We start from the raw sequence: 17,192 nt of genomic DNA, 5'->3' as shown, positions 1-17,192 counted from the left end.
GTGCCGCCGGCGGGGGCGCACCGGTCCCCGGTGCGCTCAGCCGGGCACGGAGGCGTCCAGCGGGAAGGAGCTGCTCGAACCGGTGAGTTCGAGCAGTCTCAGCAACTGGTGGCTGGGCGCGGCCAGGTGCAGGACGTGTCCGGTCCGGACAGCCCGCCGCCGGGCGTCCAGCAGTGTGTTGAGGCCCGCGGAATCGCAGAAGGACGAATTCCGCAGGTCGACGATGATGTCGGCGCCCTCGGGGGCCTGCGAGAGGGCTGCGGCGAGTGTCTCCCGCAGTTCGCCCGCGTGGTCCAGGTCCATGTCACCGCTCACCGGCACCACGTAGGGATCGGGGTGGCCGACGCCGGCGGCGGCTTCCGGACCGGGCGCGTCCTCGGCAGCCATGACGTACCTCCTCGTACATGGGGCACCTGCCCGGCGCGGTATCTCTCAACCGTCCTTGCGTCCATGGGACCGCGGAGCGGCGCCGCGCGCATACTGGGCGCATGGCGAGCCCGACGACCGCCGTCCGGCGGATCCGGCGGCAGGCCGGCGAGGCGGTCTTCCTGCGCGTCGCCGGCCCCGACGGAGCCCGCAACCGGGAGCGGATCCACTCGACTCCCGGACCGCGCTGGTTCGCGCCGGACCGGCCGGTCAGGCGGGTGCACGGGGACGCGTCGATGTTCGTCGGCGGTCTCGCCGCCCTGCTGCTCCAGTCGCTGCACCCCGTCGCGATGGCCGCGGTGGCGGCGCACTCCGGCTACCGCGGCGACCCGTGGGGCCGCCTGCACCGGACCAGCACCTTCCTGGCGGTCACCACCTTCGGTACGAGCGCCGACGCCGAGGCGGCCGTGGCCCGTGTCCGGGCGGTGCACGCCCGGGTCCGGGGCCGGACGGCCGACGGCGTGCCGTACCGGGCCGACGACCCGGAGCTGCTGGGCTGGGTGCACGTCGCCGAGGCGGACTGTTTCCTGCGGGCCCACCAGCGGTACGGCAGGCAACCGCTGGATCCGGCAGGCTGCGACGCGTACCTCGCCGACACGGCGCGGGTGGCCCGGGCGCTGGGCGCGGACCGGCCGCCGCGGGACGTGCGGGAGCTGGCGGTGCGGATGGCCGGGTACCGGCCCGCCCTGCGGCCGACGGACGCCTCCCGGGACACGGCCCGTTTCCTGCTCACCGATCCGCCGCTGCCTGGGGCCGCCCGGCTGCCGTACGCGCTGCTCGCGGCGGCGGCCGTGGACCTGCTGCCGGGCTGGGCGAGGACGGCGGTCACGGCCGGTTCGGGGGCCGCGGCCGAGCGGATGCCGGGCGTGGCCGCCCGCGCGGGCGGCCACGCCGTGACCCGGGCGATCCGCTGGGCGCTGCCGCCCGCTCCTGGGCGCGCGGGTCAGGACCCCGCGGGTCAGGACTCCTCGTCCGGGTAGCCCCACTCGATCTCCGCCCTGGCGGCGGTGGTCACGTCGGCGACGGTCGTCGCGAAGAGCGATTCAAAGTACGGCTGCCACCGGTGGAAGCCCGAGATGGAGAGCGGGAAGCGGCTCCTGCCCAGGACGCGGCACGTGCCGTCGGCGTCGGCGTCGACCGTGATGCGGACGTAGCCGTCCATGGACTCCTCGCGCATCAGTTCCTCGAGAGCGCCGACGATCTCCCGGGCCTGCGGCTCGTCGGCGACGCCGGTGACGGTGAAAGCAAGATCGATGTTGACTGACATGGTGGGAGACTAGGTGCTGTGACCGGAAAGGTTTGCCGGGTCGCGGTGTCCGGTGCGGTGCATCGCAAGGCGGAGGGCCACGTCTCGTACTGGACGTNGCTGTGACCGGAAAGGTTTGCCGGGTCGCGGTGTCCGGTGCGGTGCATCGCAAGGCGGAGGGCCACGTCTCGTACTGGACGTACGTGCGTGGTCCGACAACGCGGCGAGGTGCCGTGCCGGGCGCCGTGACCCGGTGAACCTTTCCGGTCACAGCACTAGGGGATGTCTTTGCCCCGTCCCGACCGGAGAAGTGAACGCCCGATGATGCTCCAGGAAGGCCAGCGGGTCACGCTGGCGGCAGACCTCCGGCTGGCCGGGACGGTGTGCACGGCCCAGGACGGCCCGGCGGGCGAGGACACCGTCGTCGGTTCGCTGTCCCTCGCGTCGGGCACCGCCGGCACCGTGGAGCGGGTGGACGCTCCACGGGAGCGGGAGCAGAGCCACGAGGTGCGCGAGTACGTACGACTCAAGGCGCTCCTGGACGACTTCGGTCACCAGATGCCCCCGGCGAGCAGGCGGCAGCTGGAGGAGCAGGTGGCTTCTCTCGAACCCGCGTGGACGGCCCATCGCGAGCACGGCCCGCGCGTGACGGTCCGCGTCCGCCTCGACAACGGCTTCGTCCTCGACGACGCGCGCGCGGACGCGTTCACCCCCGCCTGACCCTCGGGGGGCCCGCCGGGAGGTCCCACCCGGAAGTGACGGGACCGGTGAACGGATCCGGCTGTCCGGGCCCCTGGAACCGGTTCGGCGGACGCCGCGGCGGTCCGCGACCACGTCCGGTGGAGCAGGCTCACGGTCGGCCCGTCCCCGGACCCGCATCCCCGGCCGGGTCCCCCTCGGTCTGCACGGCTGACCGCTGCCCGCCGGGGGCCCGGGCTTGCTTCCAGTGACGTTTCTGTGGTGAACCGGCTACGCCGTGGGGGTGAGTAAAGGCTTCATCCGCGAAAGTTCCGCTCTTCACCAAGGAAGGATCTGTTTTAGGTAAAGAGCCCTGGTGGCGCGGCTCTCTGCCCTTCCTGTACCGATGCGCTCCTCGGAGGAACCGAACGATGACTTACGGGAACAAGCTGCGGGAACAGATCGCCGAGCCGGGCACCACGCCGCTCATCGGGGTGTACGACATGTACTCGGCCTCGGTGGCGGCCGCGCACTACGACGGGATGTTCGTCTCCGGATTCGGGTTCGCCGCCTCCTACTACGGGCTGCCCGACATCGGATTCATCGCCTGGCCCGACATGGTGGCCTTCGTCCAGCGACTGCGCGGCGCCTTCCCCCGTCACCACCTGCTCGTCGACATCGACGACGGCTACGTCGACCCCGAAGTGGCCTGCCACGTCGTGGAGGGCCTGGAACGGATGGGTGCCTCCGGCGTGATCCTGGAGGACCAGAAGCGCCCGCGGCGCTGCGGTCACGCCGACGGCAAGCAGGTGCTGCCGCTGACGGAGTACCTGGAGAAGCTGGAGATGGTGCTGGCGACCCGCAAGGACCTGGTCGTCGTGGCCCGGACCGACGCGACGGAGGAGGCCGACATCATCCACCGCGCGCAGGCCCTGGCGGCGACCGACGCGGACGTCGTCCTGGTCGACGGGGTCCGCAGTGTGGAGTGGATCGAGCGGATCCGCGAGGCCGTCGGCAGCAAGCCGCTGCTGTTCAACCAGATCGCCGGCGGCAAGTCACCGCGGCTCTCGCTCACCGAGCTGACCGACCTCGGTGTCGACCTGGCCATCTACAGCACCCCGTGCCTGTTCGCCGCGCACAAGGCGATGGACACCGCCCTCGCCGAACTGCGGCTCGCCGACGGGCGGCTGCCCGCGGCCGACGGGGGCGCGGAGGTCGGGGTCGGCGAGTCCACGAGGCTGCTGACCAAGAACATCTCGCGCCACCACCCCGTACCGGTGGCGCGTGAGAGCGTGAAGGTGTGACCGGCGCGCGCATCCGGGCCGCGGCCGCGCTCGCGGTGGCTCTCATCGGTGGCGGCGCGGCGCCGGCCGCCGCGAGCGGCAGCCTGATCACCGTCATCGACAATTCGCACTCCGACTCCGTCGTCGAGGTCGACCGCACGGCCAACCTCCAGAGCGGGAGCGGGACGGCGGGCAGTGACCACGACGGCAGCGCCGTCGAGGTGCTCGCCACCCTCGTCGACGCGGTACGCCCCGGCGACGGGAACGGCTGAGGACCGGACGAGGAGGCGACAGAAACGTACCGGCCGGCCCGCTCAGGCGGGGCCGGCCGGTACGTGCGTGGTGGTGGTGTCCGGCCGGCCTCAGTCCTCGCCGGTCAGGCCGAGTTCCCCGGCGACGTCGCCGAGGTCGTCGGTCAGGTCGTCCGAGAGTTCGCCGACGGGGCCGTCGGCCGGTGCCGACGCCAGGGTGGTCGCGGCCGGGCCGGCGGTGGGCACCGCGGCGTGGGCGGCGGTGGCGGCCGTGAGGGCAGAGCCCGCGAGGGCCAGGGCGAGGGCGGCGGTTCGTACGTTCTGTCGCATGCCCTGGGAACGATCTTGTCCGGCGGGAGTCACCCCGTATGACCTGGGTGGGTGCGGCCGGTGGTGACATGCACCCCCCGAACCACATGCACCCTCGAACCGGCCGTGCCACGCTGGTTGCAGCACTCGGGGAAGGCAGCCGCGACGAACGGAGCGCGCTGTGAACGGTTGGTACCCCACCGCCCCGCTGCGCCGCGGCCTGGCCGCCACCTGCGCCGCGCTGCTGTTCGTGGCGCTGGCCTCCGGTACGGCCACCGGCGCGGCCCCGGCCCCGACGCCCGCTCCGCCGCCCTCCGCCACTCCCACGCCCTCCCCCGCCGGCGGGCTCGACCCGCGCATCACGGAGATCATGCGCAAGCCGGAGTACCGCAACGCCCAGTGGGGTCTGCTGCAGACCGGACCGGACGGCGGGCGCGTGGTGCACAGCATGTTCCCCGAGCAGTTCTTCATCCCCGGGTCGACCGCCAAGCTGGTCAGCGTCTCGGGTCCGTGGCACACCCTCGGCTCCGAACACCGCTTCGTGACCCCGGTCTACGCGGTCGGTGAGCGCAGGGGCGCCACCCTGACCGGCGACCTCGACCTCGTCGCGCAGGGCGACCTCACCATGGGCGGCAGGACCCGCCCCGACGGCACGGTCGCGTACACGGACCTCGACCACACCTACGCCAACGACTTCACGGGGGCGACCCTGACCCCGGAGAACCCCCTCGCCGGGATCGACGAGCTCGCCCGCCAGGTCCGCGCCTCCGGCATCACCCGCGTGGACGGGGAAGTGATCGTGGACAGCCGGCTGTTCGCCCCCGATCCCGTCCTCGACCCGACCCCCACGCCGCTGATCATCAACGACAACCTGATCGACCTGATGACCACCCCCGGGGACCGCGCGGGCACCGCCGCCCGGCTGGACTGGCGGCCGAAGGTCGCCCCGTACCAGGTCTCTTCCACGGTGCGGACGGTCGCGGCCGGCGGGCCGACCGACATCACGGTGACGGCCACCGACGGCGGCACCCGCATCCGGCTGTCGGGCACGATCGCGGCGGACGCCGAGCCCCTGCTGCGTACCTCCCCCGTCACCGACCCCGCCGCCTTCGGGCGCACCGCTCTGATCGAGGCACTGGAACGGGCCGGGGTCCGGGTCACCGCGGACCCGACGGGCCCCAATCCGGTCGGCCGGCTGCCCCGCGACTACGACGGCCGGCCGCGGGTGGCCGCATACACCTCGCCTCCCTACGCCCAGTACGCGAAGCTGATCCTCAAGGTCAGCCACAATCTGGGCGCCAACCTGGGCATCTGCCTGATGGCCGTCTCGACCGGCAGCCGCCAGTGCGAGGACGGCTTCCCGGTGCTCGCCGACTTCCTGGACGAGGCGGGCGTCGAGCGCGGACAGCTCCAGCTGATGGACGGCCGGGGCGGCAACCCCGCCGACCGGGCCACGCCCGAGGTGCTGGTGCAGATGCTGGCGTACTGGCAGCGCGCCCCCGACGCGAAGCTCTTCCGCGAGTCCCTGCCCGTCCTCGGCGTCGACGGGCTGCTGGCGGAGAACTGCCGTGACTGCCCGGCCCGCGGAAAGGTGTTCGCCAAGACCGGGGCGGCGGTCGGCGGGGACTCGCTCAACGACCGGCTGGCCGTCGGAGCGATCACCATCGCCGGGTACCTGGACCGGGGCGACGGCCGTTTCGACACCTTCTACGCGGGGGTCAACGGCGCCTCCACCCCTGGCCCGAACACCCAGGACGTCGTGGCCATCGCCAACGACCTCGCCATGATCGCCGCCTACCTCCAGGAGGCCCCGCCGTCACCCTGACGATCCGTCACCGGGCCCGTGCGGCCCGGTCCTGGCGGTGATCAGGTAGTAGTCCAGGATCCGCTGCTCCCAGGCGGCCATGAAGTTCCGCGGCCAGGTGCCGGGCGCCCAGAGGCGGGCGAGCCAGCGGTCCCAGCCGGGCCAGACCTGCGGACCGATCGAATCCGCCCGCACGTCGGCGAAGCCCGCGTCGGCCAGGGCGTCCGCCAGCCGGGAGACGGGCCGGGCGATGTCGAGTCCGCTGGCGAACGTCTCCAACAGCTCCGCGAGCCGCTCCTCGGGCGCGGGCGCGCCGTCGACGGTGAAGAAGCCGGCGACAGCCACCCGGCCGCCCGGGCGCAGGACCCGCGCCGCCTCGCGGGCGAACGCCGGCAGGTCCGGGAAGTGCTGGACGGCCTCGACGCTGTAGAGGCAGTCGAACTCCGCGTCGCCCAGCGGCAGGCTCTCGGCCGCCCCGAGCAGGAAGCGCAGCTGCTGCGGCCGGGCGGCGAGGAGCGGGGAGTTCGCTTCGCGGGCCCGCCGGAGCTGCTGGGGGTGGATGTCCACCCCGGTGATGCTTGCGGGTCCGTACTCGTCGAGGGCCAGGGCGCATCCGAGGCCGAGGCCGCAGCCGACCTCCACGGCCCGGCCGCCGTCGGGGGCGACGGCGTCGAGCACGTGCCGGTAGAGGTCCTGCTCGCTGCGGATCCGGTCGTCCTGCGACAGCGGCCCGTCGAGGTCGACGCGGTGCCAGTAGCCGAAGTTGATGAACCCTCCGGCGAACACCGGCACGGCGGCGAGATCGGCCGGTCCGTACGTCTCCCACACCTGGGGCCGTACGAACGGAGCAGGCTGTCCCGCGGGTTCTTCCGCGGGGGGTTCCACAGGGTTCGCCGCGGGGGTTTCCACAGGGTCTTCCGGCACCACGCCACCACCTCCTCGGGACGGGGGCGTTGCGCCCCTGGGCCATCAGTGTGGTCGGTGAAACCCCGTCACGACAGAGGGCACGCCCGGCCCTCGGCGGTCCCGCCCCGCGGGCTGCGGCGTCCTAGGCTGACCGTATGGATCACACCGCCGGCACACCCGCCGATGTGGCGGCGGGCGCCGCGGCCCGGCTGAAGGAGCGGCTCTACGCCACGATCACCATGATCTCCGTGGTGATCGGCCTGGTCGCGTCGGAGCACGCCACCGCCGCCGGGGCCGCGGCCACGGTGCTGACCGCCGCCGTCGGACTGTGGCTGGCGTCCCTCGTCTCCGACCAGGTGGCCCACCGGGTGGTCCACGGACGGCTCGCCACCGGAGCCGAGCTGCGGCACATGCTGTGGATCGGCAGTCCGCTGCTGCTGTCCGCCATCGGCCCGCTGATCCTCATCGCCTCGTCCGCCCTGGGGGTGATGGACCTGCGCACGGCCCTGTACGCATCGGCCGGTGTGAGTGTCGCCGGCCTCTTCGGGTGGGGCTGGTACGGCAGCGTCCGCATGGGCAGCGGTGTGGCCGTCGCCCTGCTCGCGGGCGCGCTCGACGCGGCGATCGGCCTGGCCGTGGCCCTGGTGAAGGCCGCGGCGGGCCACTGAGCGGGCATGGCGAACCGTTCGCCGCATACCGAAGCGATGGGGCATCCTGGACGTATGAACGAGCTGCATCCCGGGCCTCCCGCGAGCACCCCGGCCCCGGCGGACCCCACGGGCCCCATGGACGTCCCGGGCCCTATGGACGCCCCGGCCCCCGCGGCCCGTCTGGCGGCCTTCGCCGCCGCTCTGGCCGACGAGACGCGGGCCGCGATCTGCATGACGCTCCTGGAGGGGCGCGCCTGGACCGCCGGCGAGCTGGCCCGGATCACCGGCGTGGCGCCCTCCACCGTCTCCGGCCACCTGACCCGGCTGCTCGATGCCGGGATCTGCGTGACCGAGCGCCAGGGCCGCCACAGCTACGTGCGCGTCGCCGACGCGGCGACCGCCCGCCTGCTCGACGAGCTCGCCGCCCACGCGGTCCCGGACCGGGATGCCCCGCACGCCGTACCGGTGGTCGGCGCACCGGATCCGCTGGCCCGGGCCCGTACCTGCTACGACCACTTCGCCGGCCGGCTGGGCATGGCGGTGACCGACGCGATGGAGCGGCGCGGCCTGCTGCGTACGGACGGCGTGTTCGAACTGACGGAGGCGGGCCGGCTCTGGTGCGCCGAGGCCGGTATCGGCCTCGACGGCGGGGGGCGCAGGCGGGCGGCGGCGAGCTCCTGCCTGGACTGGACCGAGCGGCGCCGCCATCTGGGCGGCCTGGCCGGGGCGCGGCTGTGCGCTCGGTCGCTGGAGGAGGGATGGGTGGTGCGCCCGCCGGGCGGCGGGCGCGCGCTGGAGGTCACGGCGGCGGGCGAGCGGGCCTTCGGGGATCTGCTGGGCCTCAGCGCGCAGGCCTGGGCCTGAGGCGTCCGCGTCGCGGTTCGCTCAGGGCTGTCTCTCCACGCCGGAGCCCGGAACAACATTTCGGTCGACGCCGAAATGTTGCGACCGTAGAGTGGCGGCATGACCCTCCGCTCGAATCCGATCCCGCCCGGCCTGCTCACGGTCGGCGCCGTCACCTTCACGGTGTTCGCCTGGGCCTCCGCCTTCGTCTCCATCCGCAGCGCGGGCGCCGCGTACTCCCCGGGCGCGCTGGCCCTGGGCCGTCTGCTGGCCGCCTCGCTGGTGCTGGGTGTCCTGCTTCTGGTCCGCCGGCAGGGCCTGCCGCCCCGTGAGGCCTGGCGGGGGATCCTGGTCTCCGGTGTCGTGTGGTTCTGCGGCTACACGGTCGCGCTGAACTGGGGTGAGCGGCTGGTCGACGCCGGCACGGCCGCCCTGCTCGTGAACACCGGGCCCATCCTCATGGCGTTGCTCGCGGCCCGCCTGCTGGGCGAGGCGCTCCCGCCGCGCCTGCTGGCGGGTATGGCCGTCTCCTTCGCCGGCGCGGTGGTCGTGGGCCTGTCGATGTCGTCCGGGGACGGCGGCTCGACCTCGCTCCTCGGCGTCGCCCTCTGTCTGCTCGCGGCGGTGGCCTACGCGACCGGTGTCATCGCGCAGAAGCCCGCCCTCTCCTACGCAACGCCCCTCCAGATCACGGCGTACAGCTGCATGACGGGCGCCGTGGTCTGCCTGCCCTTCACCGGCCGGCTGCTCGACGAACTGCCCCGGGCGCCGCTGTCGGCGACCTTGAACATGGTCTACCTGGGCGTGGTCCCCACCGCCCTGGCCTTCACCACGTGGACGTACGCGCTGGCGCGGATGCCCGCCGGCCGGCTCGGTGCGACAACGTACGCGGTCCCGGCCATCGTCGTCCTGCTGAGCTGGGCCCTGCTGGCCGAGGTACCGGGCTGGCTGACGCTCCTCGGCGGGGTGCTGTGCCTGGCCGGCGTGGCGGTCTCCCGGTACGCGCCGCCCGCCCCTCGAAACCCGCGGACTCCCGTGGACGGCACTCCCCCCGCTCACGCGAAAGGCACCCGCACATGAGGATCCTCACGGTCGGCGCGTCCGCGAGCAGCGCCTGACCGCCGCGGGACGACCTTGACGGCGCACGCCCCCGGGCCGCCCGCCGCGCCTCACCCGGATGCCCCGTGCAGTGGGCATCCGGGCCGCCGGGCCGTTGACTGGGAGACCCGGAACACCCTTGGAGGCGTGGTGGCGAAGGTCGCGTGGATGCGTGGTGCGGCAGGTGCGGTGCTGTCGGCGGTGGCGCTCGGCGCCGCGGCCTGCTCGGGCGGCGACGGCAACCCGTCCGGGGCCGTCTCCAGCGCCGCTTCGGCGGTGAGGTCGGCCGGCGAGGCCGTCTCGTCGGCCGCCTCCGAGGCCGCGAAGGCCGCCGAGTCCGCGGCCGCCGTCGCGAAGGACAAGCTCGCCGACGTCAAGAACGGCGTCGACGCCAAGGACCAGGTGACTCTGGGCACCGTGACCACCGCCACCGACGGGTACACGACGGTTCCCGTGACCGTACGGAACACCGACGACGCCACCAAGTCCTTCGCGGTGCAGGTCGAGTTCAAGGACGAGAGCGGCAGCCTCGTCGACACCGTGGTGGTGACGGTCTCCGACGTCGCAGGAAAGGGCACCGGGCAGGGTACGGCCCGCAGCACACACAAGCTGTCCGGCACCGTGACGGCGCAGACCGGGACGGCCCTGCGCTACTGAACCGCCGCGGGCGCCGGCCGGCCGTCCGTGTCCGGAGGGGGGACGGGGCGGCGGGCCGCGCGCTACCCTCCCGCCATGGTTGACATGGACATGAAACAAGCGGGGCCGGTCCGCGGCCGTCCGCGCCGTGCGCCTCGAAGCGGACACACCCTCCGCACCCTGGTGTGCCTGCTCCTGCTGGCGCTGCTGGGGACCGCGACCACCGCCTCCGCCACCGCCGCCCGCCCACCCGCAGCCGCGCCGTCCGGCACGCCCGCCGGCACACCGTCCGCCGCGGCAGACGCCGCGGCGGACGCCCGCTGGGGCGACCGGCGCCTGGACGAGGTCTCCTTCCTGACCACCCACAACGCCTTCACCAACTACCAGGACTCACGCTGGAGTTCGGTGAGCCAGTCCGAATCGGTGCGCGCCCAGCTAGAGGGCGGCGTCCGAGGCCTGAGCCTGGACACCCATTGGTACGAGCGCAGCACCTGGCTGTGCGTCATCAGCTTCGGCAGCGACTGCTACCCCAGCGACGTGTACCTGTGCCACGGCGACTGCAAGACCTTCGCCGGTGCCACGTACGCCCTGCCGCGCCAGTCCTTCCACGGCACGATGCAGACCGTGGTGGACTTCCTCGCCGCCCACCCCCAGGAGGTCGTGACGGTCTTCCTGGAGGACTACGTGAGCGCCGAGCAGCTGCGGCAGTCCCTCGGCCGGGTCCGGGGGCTGTCCGACATGGTCTTCCGGCCCGACGAGTGGGGTGTACGGCAGAACGGATGGCCGAAGGTCGCCGACCTCGTGACCTCCGGCAAGCGGCTGCTGATCTTCTCCGACCGGTCCGACCGCGAGAACCTGGGCGTCATGTACGACAGGTCCTGGACGGTGAGCAACTTCTGGAGCCTCGGGGACCTGGGCAACGACCTGACGTGCGTCAGCCGCTGGTCGGACGTGCCCCTGGACCGGCAGGAGCCCGGTTTCCGGCGCCTGTTCACCATGAGCCACCACCGCAACGTGCCCACCGTGATGACGGCGGCCCTGGACAACGGCGCGAAGCTGCGCAACCGCATCGCCGAGCAGTGCCGGCCCGCGGCCGGGGGCCGCGACCCGAACTTCGTCTCGGTCGACTTCCACCGCCTGTCCGACAGCAGCGGCCACTCCCCCGCGTCGATCGTCGCCGAGCTCAACACGCGGCGTCAGGCCCTGCCGTAGAGCGGACCTCGCGCACTGGTGACGAGGGAGCAGCGCAGCCGCCCGGACCCCGGTCGTCATCGCGGCGCGCGGATCCGGGGCCGGAGGCAACCTCGTGGGGGCGCGTCGCGTCCTTCCTGGCAGGACCCGCCGGCCCGGACGGCGCGTGCACCGCGGAGAGGACATGTGATGAGTGAGAAGGCCCGGCGGCTGTTCGACGCCCTCGACCTCGACCAGGACGGCACCCTGACCCGCGCCGAGGTCATCGGCGCCCTGCGCTCGAAGGGACCGACCCTCGCCGCGCAGGGGGCGATTCCCTTCTGGGGCGTGGGGGACGCCGAGGACTCCTCGGCGCTGTTCGACGCGGCGGACCAGAACGGAGACCGGGTGCTGAGCTTCGAGGAGTTCGCGGCCGTGGTCGACCGCCGTTTCGGCTGGTAGCGGCCGCACCGTCCGGGCGGGCGGCCGCGGCGCCCCGGGTGCGGCGCCCGTCGGGCGGCGGGAGAATGACATGGGCGACGGGGCGCCCATGCGGGCGGTTACGGCCCCGGCCGGCCCGCGGCACGGTCAACCCGCACGGGGCGGACGAGTCAGGTGATCGCTCATGTGCCGGTGGCTGGCGTATTCGGGAACCCCCGTGCTGCTCGACACCATCCTGTACAGACCCGCCCACTCACTGATCGACCAGAGCCTCCACTCGAAGCTGGGCGTGGAGACGACCAACGGCGACGGCTTCGGCATCGGCTGGTATCCGGACGGCGCCAGCGGCGACGGCACGCCCGCCCTGATGAAGGACGTGGGGCCCGCCTGGAACAACCGCAACCTGCGGGAGCTCGCGGACCATGTCACCTCCCCCGTCTTCTTCGCCCACATCCGGGCGTCGACGGGCACGGCCGTGCAGCAGACGAACTGTCACCCGTTCCGGCACGGCCGCTGGATGTGGATGCACAACGGGGCCATCTCCGGCTTCCACGCGATGCGCAGGGACCTCGCGCTCCTCGTCGACCCCGCGCTGTTCGGGGAGATCGAGGGCACGACGGACTCCGAGGTCATGTTCTATCTGGCGCTCACCTTCGGTCTGGAGGAGGACCCGCCGGCCGCGGTCGCCCGGATGGTGGGCGTGGTGGAGCGGGTCGGCCACGAGCACGGCGTGGAGTTCCCCATGCAGATGACGGTGGCCGTCACCGACGGGACCGGCGTGTGGGCCTTCCGCTACTCCAGCCAGGGCACCTCCCGGTCGCTGTTCTACAGCAGCCGGGTGGACTCGCTGCGCAGGCTGCACCCCGACATCCGATTCCTCCAGGAGGTGTCCGACGAGACCCGCCTGGTGGTGTCCGAGCCGCTCGGGGACCTGCCGGGCGCGTGGAACGAGGTGCCGGAGAGCAGCTACGGCGTGGTACGGGCGGGCGCGGACGGGCTGTACCCGTTCACCCCGCTGGCGGCCTGACGTCCGTACGGGCCTCCGCGCGGGCCTCCGCCCGGGGCGGGGGCACGGCGGCGGCCGTGGCGACACGCGGCAGGGCGTACGGGTGCTTCTCGGCCAGCCAGGCCACCAGTTGCTCGCGGACCTCGCAACGGGCGGTCCACAGCAGGTCCGGGTCCTTGGCGGTGACGATCGCCCGTACCACGATGGTGGTGGGCGTGGCCTCGGTGACGGCCAGGTCCCAGCCCCGGCCGTCCCAGGCCTCGCAGCCGTCGAGGATCTCCTTCAGCTTCTCGCGCATGAGGGCGACGGGGGCCGTGTGGTCGCAGTGGACGAACACCGTGCCGGTCATCTGGATGCCGCCGCGCGACCAGTTCTCGAAGGGCCGCGAGGTGAAGTACGAGACGGGCATGGTGATCCGGCGCTCGTCCCAGGTGCGCACGGCGACCAGGGTGAGGGTCACCTCCTCGACCACGCCCCACTCCCCGTCGACGACGACGGTGTCGCCGATGCGCACCATGTCGCCGAAGGCGATCTGGAAGCCGGCGAAGACATTGCCGAGGGTGGACTGGGCCGCCACACCCGCGACGATGCCGATGATGCCCGCCGAGGCCAGTACGGACGTGCCGACTGCCCGGAAGGCGGGGAAGGTGAGGAGCATCGCGGCCGCCGCGACCACCGCGACGACGGCGGTGACGATCCTCCTGATGAGCGTCACCTGGGTACGGACGCGGCGCACGCGTGAGGGGTCGCGCGTGCCCAGCGCGTAGCGGGCGTAGGAGGATTCGACCACGGCGGAGGCGACGCCGACGACGCACCAGGCGCCCGCCCCGATCAGTACGAGCGTCAGGGTTTGGCCCACGGCGGCCTCGTGGTCGCGCAGCGGCTGCCAGGCGATCTGGCGGTACGCCCCGCGCAGCATCGCGGTGAACAGCAGCACGCGCAGCGACGGTCCGCAGCGCCGCAGCATGTTCCACAGCGGTGTCTCGGGATGACGGGCGTCGGCCCGCCGCAGCAGCAGGTCGGTGAGGCGGCCCACGACGAGGGTGAGCACGGCGGAGCCGCCCAGGACGGCCAGCAGTCGGACGAAACTGTTCATGACTCCCCGGTGTCAGGTCTCGGGAACGGGTCGGGGCGGCCGGGCGCACGGCGGCGCCCGGCTCCCAGAGGTCCTCGGACCGCGGGTCAGTCGTGCAGCAGCTCCTCGCGCAGGTTCTCCAGCGTGCGGGCGAGCAGGCGCGAGACGTGCATCTGGGAGAGCCCGACCTCCTCGCCGATCTCCGCCTGGGTCATCTCCTGGCCGAAGCGGAGCTGAAGGATGCGGGTGCTGCGCTCGTCCAGGCCGGCGAGCAGCGGTGCGAGGGCCTGCCGGTCCTCGACGGCCGCCAGGGCGGGGTCGAGGCCGCCGACGGTCTCGGCCAGGGAGCGTGCGGGCTGTCCGTTCGCGGGGGTGGTGCCGCTGCCGCCGGCGTCGGCCTGGGGCGCGTCGAGGGACTGGGAGGAGTAGCCGTTGGCGGCGACCAGGCCCTCGCGGACCTCGTCCTCGGTGAGGCCGAGGTGGGTGGCGAGTTCCGCCGGAGTGGGGGCGTGGTCGGTCTCGGAGGTCAGCTCCTCCGTCGCCCTCGCCAGCAGCAGACGCTGCTCCTGGAGCCGGCGCGGGACACGCACGGCCCAGGTGGTGTCCCGGAAGTGGCGCTTGATCTCACCTGTGATGTAGGGCACGGCCAGTGTGGTGAACTGGGTGTTGCGCTCGGGGTCGTACCGGTCGATGGCCTTGATCAGGCCGATGATGCCGACCTGGACGATGTCCTCGTTCTCGGGGCCGCCGGGCCGGTCGCGGAACGGGCGGGCGACGAAGTTCACGAGTGAGATGTTCATCTCGATCAGCGTGCCGCGCACGTACTGGTACTCACGGGTGCCCTCTTCGAGGCTCCGCAGCCGTTCGAAGAACACCCTGGTCAGCTGCCGGGCATCGCAGGTGGAGAGTTCCCGCGGGAAGGGCACCTCGGGGAGCCCGCCGAGTGCGGGGGCCGCTGCGGCGCCACCGGTGGGGGTGGTGGCCGTCGTGGGGGGCGTCGTCGAGGTCGTGGCCTCGGTCGTGGCCGTGATGGTCATCGTCTTCGCTCCTTGGGCACAGGGGCTTGCGGCGCGTTGCGCGACTGCTCGGTCGCTTGCTCGGTCGTTCGGTCGGGGCGGAAGTCCCCTTCCGCTCCCCTGCACCCTGCCGGGCCCCCCGGACAGACGTCAAGTTATACCGGAAATACTTTTCTGGATTTGCTTTTCGCGAGTCGTCACTCAAGAATGTCGGAGTGGAGAACGAGCACACGGGGTCCCGCCGGAACCACTGGACCTTCCTGACGAACCACGCCCGGGTCCTGGTCGCCATCGCGCGCGACCCGGGGGCCCGGCTGCGCGACATCGCCGCGGACTGCGACCTCACCGAACGCACCGTGCAGGGGATCGTCACGGACCTCCAGACGGACGGATACCTCACACGGACCCGGGACGGCCGACGCAACCGCTACGCCATCGCGCCCGGGGCGCGCTTCCGCCACCCGGCGGAGGCCGGCCGTGAGATCGCCGGCCTCCTGGCCTACCTCTCGGGACCACTGGCCACGCCGACGCCGCCGCCCGCCGCCGAGTCCGCGGACGGCATCCCCGACGACGGGGCCCTGCCGCTGCCGTGACGCCGCCGCTCAGCGGTCGGCGAGCAGGCGGTCGAAGAATTCCCAGTCCAGGTGCTCCGCCTCGGCGCCGGCCGGAACCAGCGCCCACGTCTCCTCCAGCCACCGTGTGAGGCCCGCCCGGTCCAGCACGAAGAGGGCGTACGGCTCCTCCGCCCCCAGCCGCAGCACCACCTGGCCCGCGCGGCCGGGTCCGTCGGCCGGGCGGACCCGTACCTCTCCGGTTCCGGCCAGGGTGCGCAGGCCCCTGGCCAGGAGGTCCCGGCCGATCACCCAGGTCACCGTGTCCGCGCCGACCGGGTGGAACGTGACCTCGACGCCCAGCGGGGTGCGGGGCGACCAGTGGAACGTGGCCCGGAGCGGGAACCGCAGCCGGGTCCGCACCTGGTGGATACGGGTCGTCCAGGTCAGGCTCTGCTCCGTCGGGCTCTGCGTCGGGTGCTGCTGCGTCGTGTGCTGCTCGGGGGCGCGGGGCCGGTGGTCCATGACGACTCGTCTCTGCGGGGAGGGGCGGCGGGCGGTTCGGGGCCGGGATCTCGCCGTCCGGCCGGGGCGGCACCGACGGCGCCGGGTGCCATGGCTCGCGTCTGCTCGCTCGTCCGCGTCCGAAACAGCGGATCCGGACACACGTCCGGCCGGGGCCACGGCCAGGTCTGCCGCCATCAGGGGGAACGGCGGACGTGTCGGCCCGGAAGTCCCCGGCTCCGCGCGGATAGTCGTACCGGGCGCTCTCGGCCGGCCACGGTCCGTCGTGGCATGCCCGTACCGAAGTCGTCGGAGAACGGGACCGGGATGAAGAAGTCCGTAGTGATGTGCGCGCTGGTGACCGGCCTGGTGCTCGGCCCGACGGGCGGCGCCGGCTGGGCCGCACCGCAGCAGGGGGCCGCGCCGGCCGCCGCGGCGTCGCGGGTCGCGTACCCGGTGGGCGAGGTGGTCTCGGACGCGCCCCTCCACGTGCGCCAGAAGCCCACGGTGTACTCCGGCGTCGTCAGGACGCTCCGCCCGGGCCAGCGCGTGCTCCTCAACTGCCAGGCGCGCGGCGGGTGGGTGGACGGCAACCCCGTCTGGTACCGCCTCCAGAACGCCAAGGGATGGGTCTCGGCGCGCTACGTCCACAACCACAAGCCGGTCCGCGCCTGTTGACGGCACTCGTGACGGCCGGCTGACGGTCCCGCCGCCCGCCGGGCCGGGTCTCACGGCGGCGGCCGGCCGGCCTCCCTGCCGTCCACGTACGCCGCCACCACCTCGACGTCCCCGATGCGGGAGACGTCGACGCGGCGCGGGTCGTCTGATCGCCGCGTAGTCGTCGCCGAAGTAGCTCAGGAAGTGGGGCTGGACGACCGCGCTGAGCCCCAGCCGCGGACCTCGTGGGCGACGGGATGGTCCGGGTCCATGGTGAGGAAACGGGCGTTGGCCAGCCGGGTGCAGAGCATCGTGCGGGGTCCCCGGAGATGGCCGGCCGGTGCCGCCGGATGCGTACCGGATCGGATCGGCGCGGATGTGCGCGGTGTGCGCTGGAGGGACTGTCAGGCTTCCATCGACCGGGCGAGGGAACGGGGGCGCAGATCGGTCCAGTTGGCCTCGACGAAATCCAGGCAGGCCTCCCGGCTGGTCTCGCCGAGGGCGATCGTCCAGCCGCCGGGCACGTCGACGAAGGACGGCCAGAGCGAGTGCTGGCCCTCGTCGTTCACCAGGACGAGGAAGCGGCCCTCGGCGTCGTCGAAGGGGTTGGTGGTCACGGTTGTTGCCTCCCCGGAACGTCAC

At 73.2% G+C, this 17,192-nt stretch carries 22 protein-coding genes; 14 read left to right on the top strand and 8 right to left on the bottom strand.

The window, feature by feature from the left end:
• Window positions 1–36: 36 nt before the first annotated feature.
• Window positions 37–387 (bottom strand): STAS domain-containing protein, encoded by a 351-nt coding sequence (locus AAT21_RS06475; RefSeq protein WP_052757672.1) that lies wholly within the window; start codon window positions 385–387, stop codon window positions 37–39.
• A gap of 101 nt (window positions 388–488) precedes the next feature.
• Here AAT21_RS06475 and AAT21_RS06470 point away from each other — a divergent pair, with 101 nt between their 5' ends.
• On the top strand, window positions 489–1,406 hold the full coding sequence (locus AAT21_RS06470; RefSeq protein WP_046775803.1) for an oxygenase MpaB family protein: 918 nt from the start codon (window positions 489–491) through the stop codon (window positions 1,404–1,406).
• On the opposite strand, the gene AAT21_RS06465 is transcribed toward AAT21_RS06470, so the two are convergent.
• A complete protein-coding gene (locus tag AAT21_RS06465; RefSeq protein ID WP_046775802.1) occupies window positions 1,385–1,693 on the bottom strand; it encodes a hypothetical protein in 309 nt (102 codons plus the stop codon). The genes AAT21_RS06470 and AAT21_RS06465 overlap by 22 nt on opposite strands.
• 300 nt (window positions 1,694–1,993) lie before the next feature.
• On the opposite strand from AAT21_RS06465, the gene AAT21_RS06460 reads away from it, so the two are divergent.
• From AAT21_RS06460 to AAT21_RS06450, 3 genes are all read left to right on the top strand, one after another.
• The gene (locus tag AAT21_RS06460) at window positions 1,994–2,392 is read left to right on the top strand and encodes a hypothetical protein (protein ID WP_046775801.1); all 399 of its coding nucleotides are present in this window, start codon (window positions 1,994–1,996) and stop codon (window positions 2,390–2,392) included.
• Window positions 2,393–2,781: 389 nt separating this feature from the next.
• Window positions 2,782–3,654 carry an isocitrate lyase/PEP mutase family protein gene (locus AAT21_RS06455; protein WP_046775800.1) on the top strand — a complete coding sequence of 291 codons (873 nt, stop codon included), beginning with the start codon at window positions 2,782–2,784 and terminating at the stop codon, window positions 3,652–3,654.
• Window positions 3,651–3,905 carry a hypothetical protein gene (locus AAT21_RS06450; protein ID WP_200904342.1) on the top strand — a complete coding sequence of 85 codons (255 nt, stop codon included), beginning with the start codon at window positions 3,651–3,653 and terminating at the stop codon, window positions 3,903–3,905. Before AAT21_RS06455 ends, AAT21_RS06450 begins: the two co-directional genes overlap by 4 nt.
• Window positions 3,906–3,995: 90 nt before the next feature.
• Here the strand turns inward: AAT21_RS06450 and AAT21_RS06445 are convergent, their stop codons facing one another.
• Window positions 3,996–4,214, bottom strand: coding sequence for a hypothetical protein (locus tag AAT21_RS06445; protein WP_046775799.1), 219 nt, complete (start codon window positions 4,212–4,214; stop codon window positions 3,996–3,998).
• A 160-nt stretch (window positions 4,215–4,374) separates the two neighbouring features.
• On the opposite strand from AAT21_RS06445, the gene dacB reads away from it, so the two are divergent.
• Window positions 4,375–6,018: a D-alanyl-D-alanine carboxypeptidase/D-alanyl-D-alanine endopeptidase gene (dacB, locus tag AAT21_RS06440; protein WP_046775798.1), complete on the top strand. Its 1,644-nt coding sequence runs from the start codon at window positions 4,375–4,377 to the stop codon at window positions 6,016–6,018.
• On the opposite strand, the gene AAT21_RS06435 is transcribed toward dacB, so the two are convergent.
• A complete protein-coding gene (locus tag AAT21_RS06435; protein ID WP_235438703.1) occupies window positions 6,010–6,921 on the bottom strand; it encodes a class I SAM-dependent methyltransferase in 912 nt (303 codons plus the stop codon). The two genes, dacB and AAT21_RS06435, sit on opposite strands and share 9 nt — an antisense overlap.
• 137 nt (window positions 6,922–7,058) lie before the next feature.
• Here AAT21_RS06435 and AAT21_RS06430 point away from each other — a divergent pair, with 137 nt between their 5' ends.
• The 7 genes from AAT21_RS06430 (at window position 7,059) to AAT21_RS06400 (ending at window position 12,768) form a co-directional block, all read left to right on the top strand.
• Entirely contained in the window at window positions 7,059–7,571 is a 513-nt protein-coding gene (locus AAT21_RS06430) for a hypothetical protein (RefSeq protein WP_046775796.1), read from the top strand.
• Between the two features lie 135 nt (window positions 7,572–7,706).
• A complete protein-coding gene (locus AAT21_RS06425) occupies window positions 7,707–8,417 on the top strand; it encodes an ArsR/SmtB family transcription factor (protein WP_046775795.1) in 711 nt (236 codons plus the stop codon).
• A gap of 99 nt (window positions 8,418–8,516) precedes the next feature.
• Entirely contained in the window at window positions 8,517–9,476 is a 960-nt protein-coding gene (locus AAT21_RS06420; protein WP_046775794.1) for a DMT family transporter, read from the top strand.
• 165 nt (window positions 9,477–9,641) lie between these two features.
• Window positions 9,642–10,151, top strand: coding sequence for a hypothetical protein (locus tag AAT21_RS06415; RefSeq protein ID WP_235438702.1), 510 nt, complete (start codon window positions 9,642–9,644; stop codon window positions 10,149–10,151).
• A gap of 75 nt (window positions 10,152–10,226) precedes the next feature.
• Window positions 10,227–11,342, top strand: a complete 1,116-nt coding sequence (locus AAT21_RS06410; protein WP_157879637.1) for a PI-PLC domain-containing protein — start codon at window positions 10,227–10,229, stop codon at window positions 11,340–11,342.
• A gap of 168 nt (window positions 11,343–11,510) precedes the next feature.
• Window positions 11,511–11,762, top strand: a complete 252-nt coding sequence (locus tag AAT21_RS06405) for an EF-hand domain-containing protein (protein WP_046777098.1) — start codon at window positions 11,511–11,513, stop codon at window positions 11,760–11,762.
• Between the two features lie 163 nt (window positions 11,763–11,925).
• Window positions 11,926–12,768, top strand: coding sequence for a class II glutamine amidotransferase (locus AAT21_RS06400; protein WP_046775793.1), 843 nt, complete (start codon window positions 11,926–11,928; stop codon window positions 12,766–12,768).
• Here AAT21_RS06400 and AAT21_RS06395 read toward each other — a convergent pair.
• Window positions 12,749–13,843: a mechanosensitive ion channel family protein gene (locus AAT21_RS06395; RefSeq protein WP_046775792.1), complete on the bottom strand. Its 1,095-nt coding sequence runs from the start codon at window positions 13,841–13,843 to the stop codon at window positions 12,749–12,751. The two genes, AAT21_RS06400 and AAT21_RS06395, sit on opposite strands and share 20 nt — an antisense overlap.
• An 86-nt stretch (window positions 13,844–13,929) precedes the next feature.
• Window positions 13,930–14,859, bottom strand: a complete 930-nt coding sequence (locus tag AAT21_RS06390; RefSeq protein ID WP_046775791.1) for a SigB/SigF/SigG family RNA polymerase sigma factor — start codon at window positions 14,857–14,859, stop codon at window positions 13,930–13,932.
• 194 nt (window positions 14,860–15,053) lie between these two features.
• On the opposite strand from AAT21_RS06390, the gene AAT21_RS06385 reads away from it, so the two are divergent.
• On the top strand, window positions 15,054–15,431 hold the full coding sequence (locus AAT21_RS06385) for a helix-turn-helix transcriptional regulator (RefSeq protein WP_046775790.1): 378 nt from the start codon (window positions 15,054–15,056) through the stop codon (window positions 15,429–15,431).
• Between the two features lie 9 nt (window positions 15,432–15,440).
• Here the strand turns inward: AAT21_RS06385 and AAT21_RS35195 are convergent, their stop codons facing one another.
• Complete coding sequence (locus AAT21_RS35195; RefSeq protein ID WP_052757670.1) at window positions 15,441–15,914, bottom strand: SsgA family sporulation/cell division regulator; 474 nt, start codon at window positions 15,912–15,914, stop codon at window positions 15,441–15,443.
• 306 nt (window positions 15,915–16,220) lie between these two features.
• Here AAT21_RS35195 and AAT21_RS06375 point away from each other — a divergent pair, with 306 nt between their 5' ends.
• Complete coding sequence (locus tag AAT21_RS06375) at window positions 16,221–16,571, top strand: SH3 domain-containing protein (RefSeq protein WP_157879636.1); 351 nt, start codon at window positions 16,221–16,223, stop codon at window positions 16,569–16,571.
• Window positions 16,572–16,954: 383 nt separating this feature from the next.
• Here AAT21_RS06375 and AAT21_RS06370 read toward each other — a convergent pair whose 3' ends face one another.
• Window positions 16,955–17,167, bottom strand: coding sequence for an MbtH family protein (locus AAT21_RS06370; RefSeq protein ID WP_046775789.1), 213 nt, complete (start codon window positions 17,165–17,167; stop codon window positions 16,955–16,957).
• Between the last annotated feature and the right edge of the window lie 25 nt (window positions 17,168–17,192).

Origin of the sequence: Streptomyces yangpuensis (assembly GCF_001005295.1) — a bacterium.
Lineage (GTDB): Bacteria > Actinomycetota > Actinomycetes > Streptomycetales > Streptomycetaceae > Streptomyces > Streptomyces yangpuensis.
This window is presented reverse-complemented; position numbering and strand designations above follow the sequence as displayed.

Coding starts and splice junctions, on each gene's coding strand:
- AAT21_RS06445 (WP_046775799.1), bottom strand. CDS start 4,214: ATGCGACAGAACGTACGAACCGCCGCCCTCGCCCTGGCCCTCGCGGGC.
- AAT21_RS35195 (WP_052757670.1), bottom strand. CDS start 15,914: ATGGACCACCGGCCCCGCGCCCCCGAGCAGCACACGACGCAGCAGCAC.
- AAT21_RS06430 (WP_046775796.1), top strand. CDS start 7,059: ATGGATCACACCGCCGGCACACCCGCCGATGTGGCGGCGGGCGCCGCG.
- AAT21_RS06420 (WP_046775794.1), top strand. CDS start 8,517: ATGACCCTCCGCTCGAATCCGATCCCGCCCGGCCTGCTCACGGTCGGC.
- AAT21_RS06475 (WP_052757672.1), bottom strand. CDS start 387: ATGGCTGCCGAGGACGCGCCCGGTCCGGAAGCCGCCGCCGGCGTCGGC.
- AAT21_RS06400 (WP_046775793.1), top strand. CDS start 11,926: ATGTGCCGGTGGCTGGCGTATTCGGGAACCCCCGTGCTGCTCGACACC.
- AAT21_RS06470 (WP_046775803.1), top strand. CDS start 489: ATGGCGAGCCCGACGACCGCCGTCCGGCGGATCCGGCGGCAGGCCGGC.
- AAT21_RS06465 (WP_046775802.1), bottom strand. CDS start 1,693: ATGTCAGTCAACATCGATCTTGCTTTCACCGTCACCGGCGTCGCCGAC.
- AAT21_RS06410 (WP_157879637.1), top strand. CDS start 10,227: ATGGTTGACATGGACATGAAACAAGCGGGGCCGGTCCGCGGCCGTCCG.
- AAT21_RS06375 (WP_157879636.1), top strand. CDS start 16,221: ATGAAGAAGTCCGTAGTGATGTGCGCGCTGGTGACCGGCCTGGTGCTC.
- AAT21_RS06395 (WP_046775792.1), bottom strand. CDS start 13,843: ATGAACAGTTTCGTCCGACTGCTGGCCGTCCTGGGCGGCTCCGCCGTG.
- AAT21_RS06405 (WP_046777098.1), top strand. CDS start 11,511: ATGAGTGAGAAGGCCCGGCGGCTGTTCGACGCCCTCGACCTCGACCAG.
- AAT21_RS06455 (WP_046775800.1), top strand. CDS start 2,782: ATGACTTACGGGAACAAGCTGCGGGAACAGATCGCCGAGCCGGGCACC.
- AAT21_RS06425 (WP_046775795.1), top strand. CDS start 7,707: ATGGACGCCCCGGCCCCCGCGGCCCGTCTGGCGGCCTTCGCCGCCGCT.
- AAT21_RS06460 (WP_046775801.1), top strand. CDS start 1,994: ATGATGCTCCAGGAAGGCCAGCGGGTCACGCTGGCGGCAGACCTCCGG.
- AAT21_RS06390 (WP_046775791.1), bottom strand. CDS start 14,859: ATGACCATCACGGCCACGACCGAGGCCACGACCTCGACGACGCCCCCC.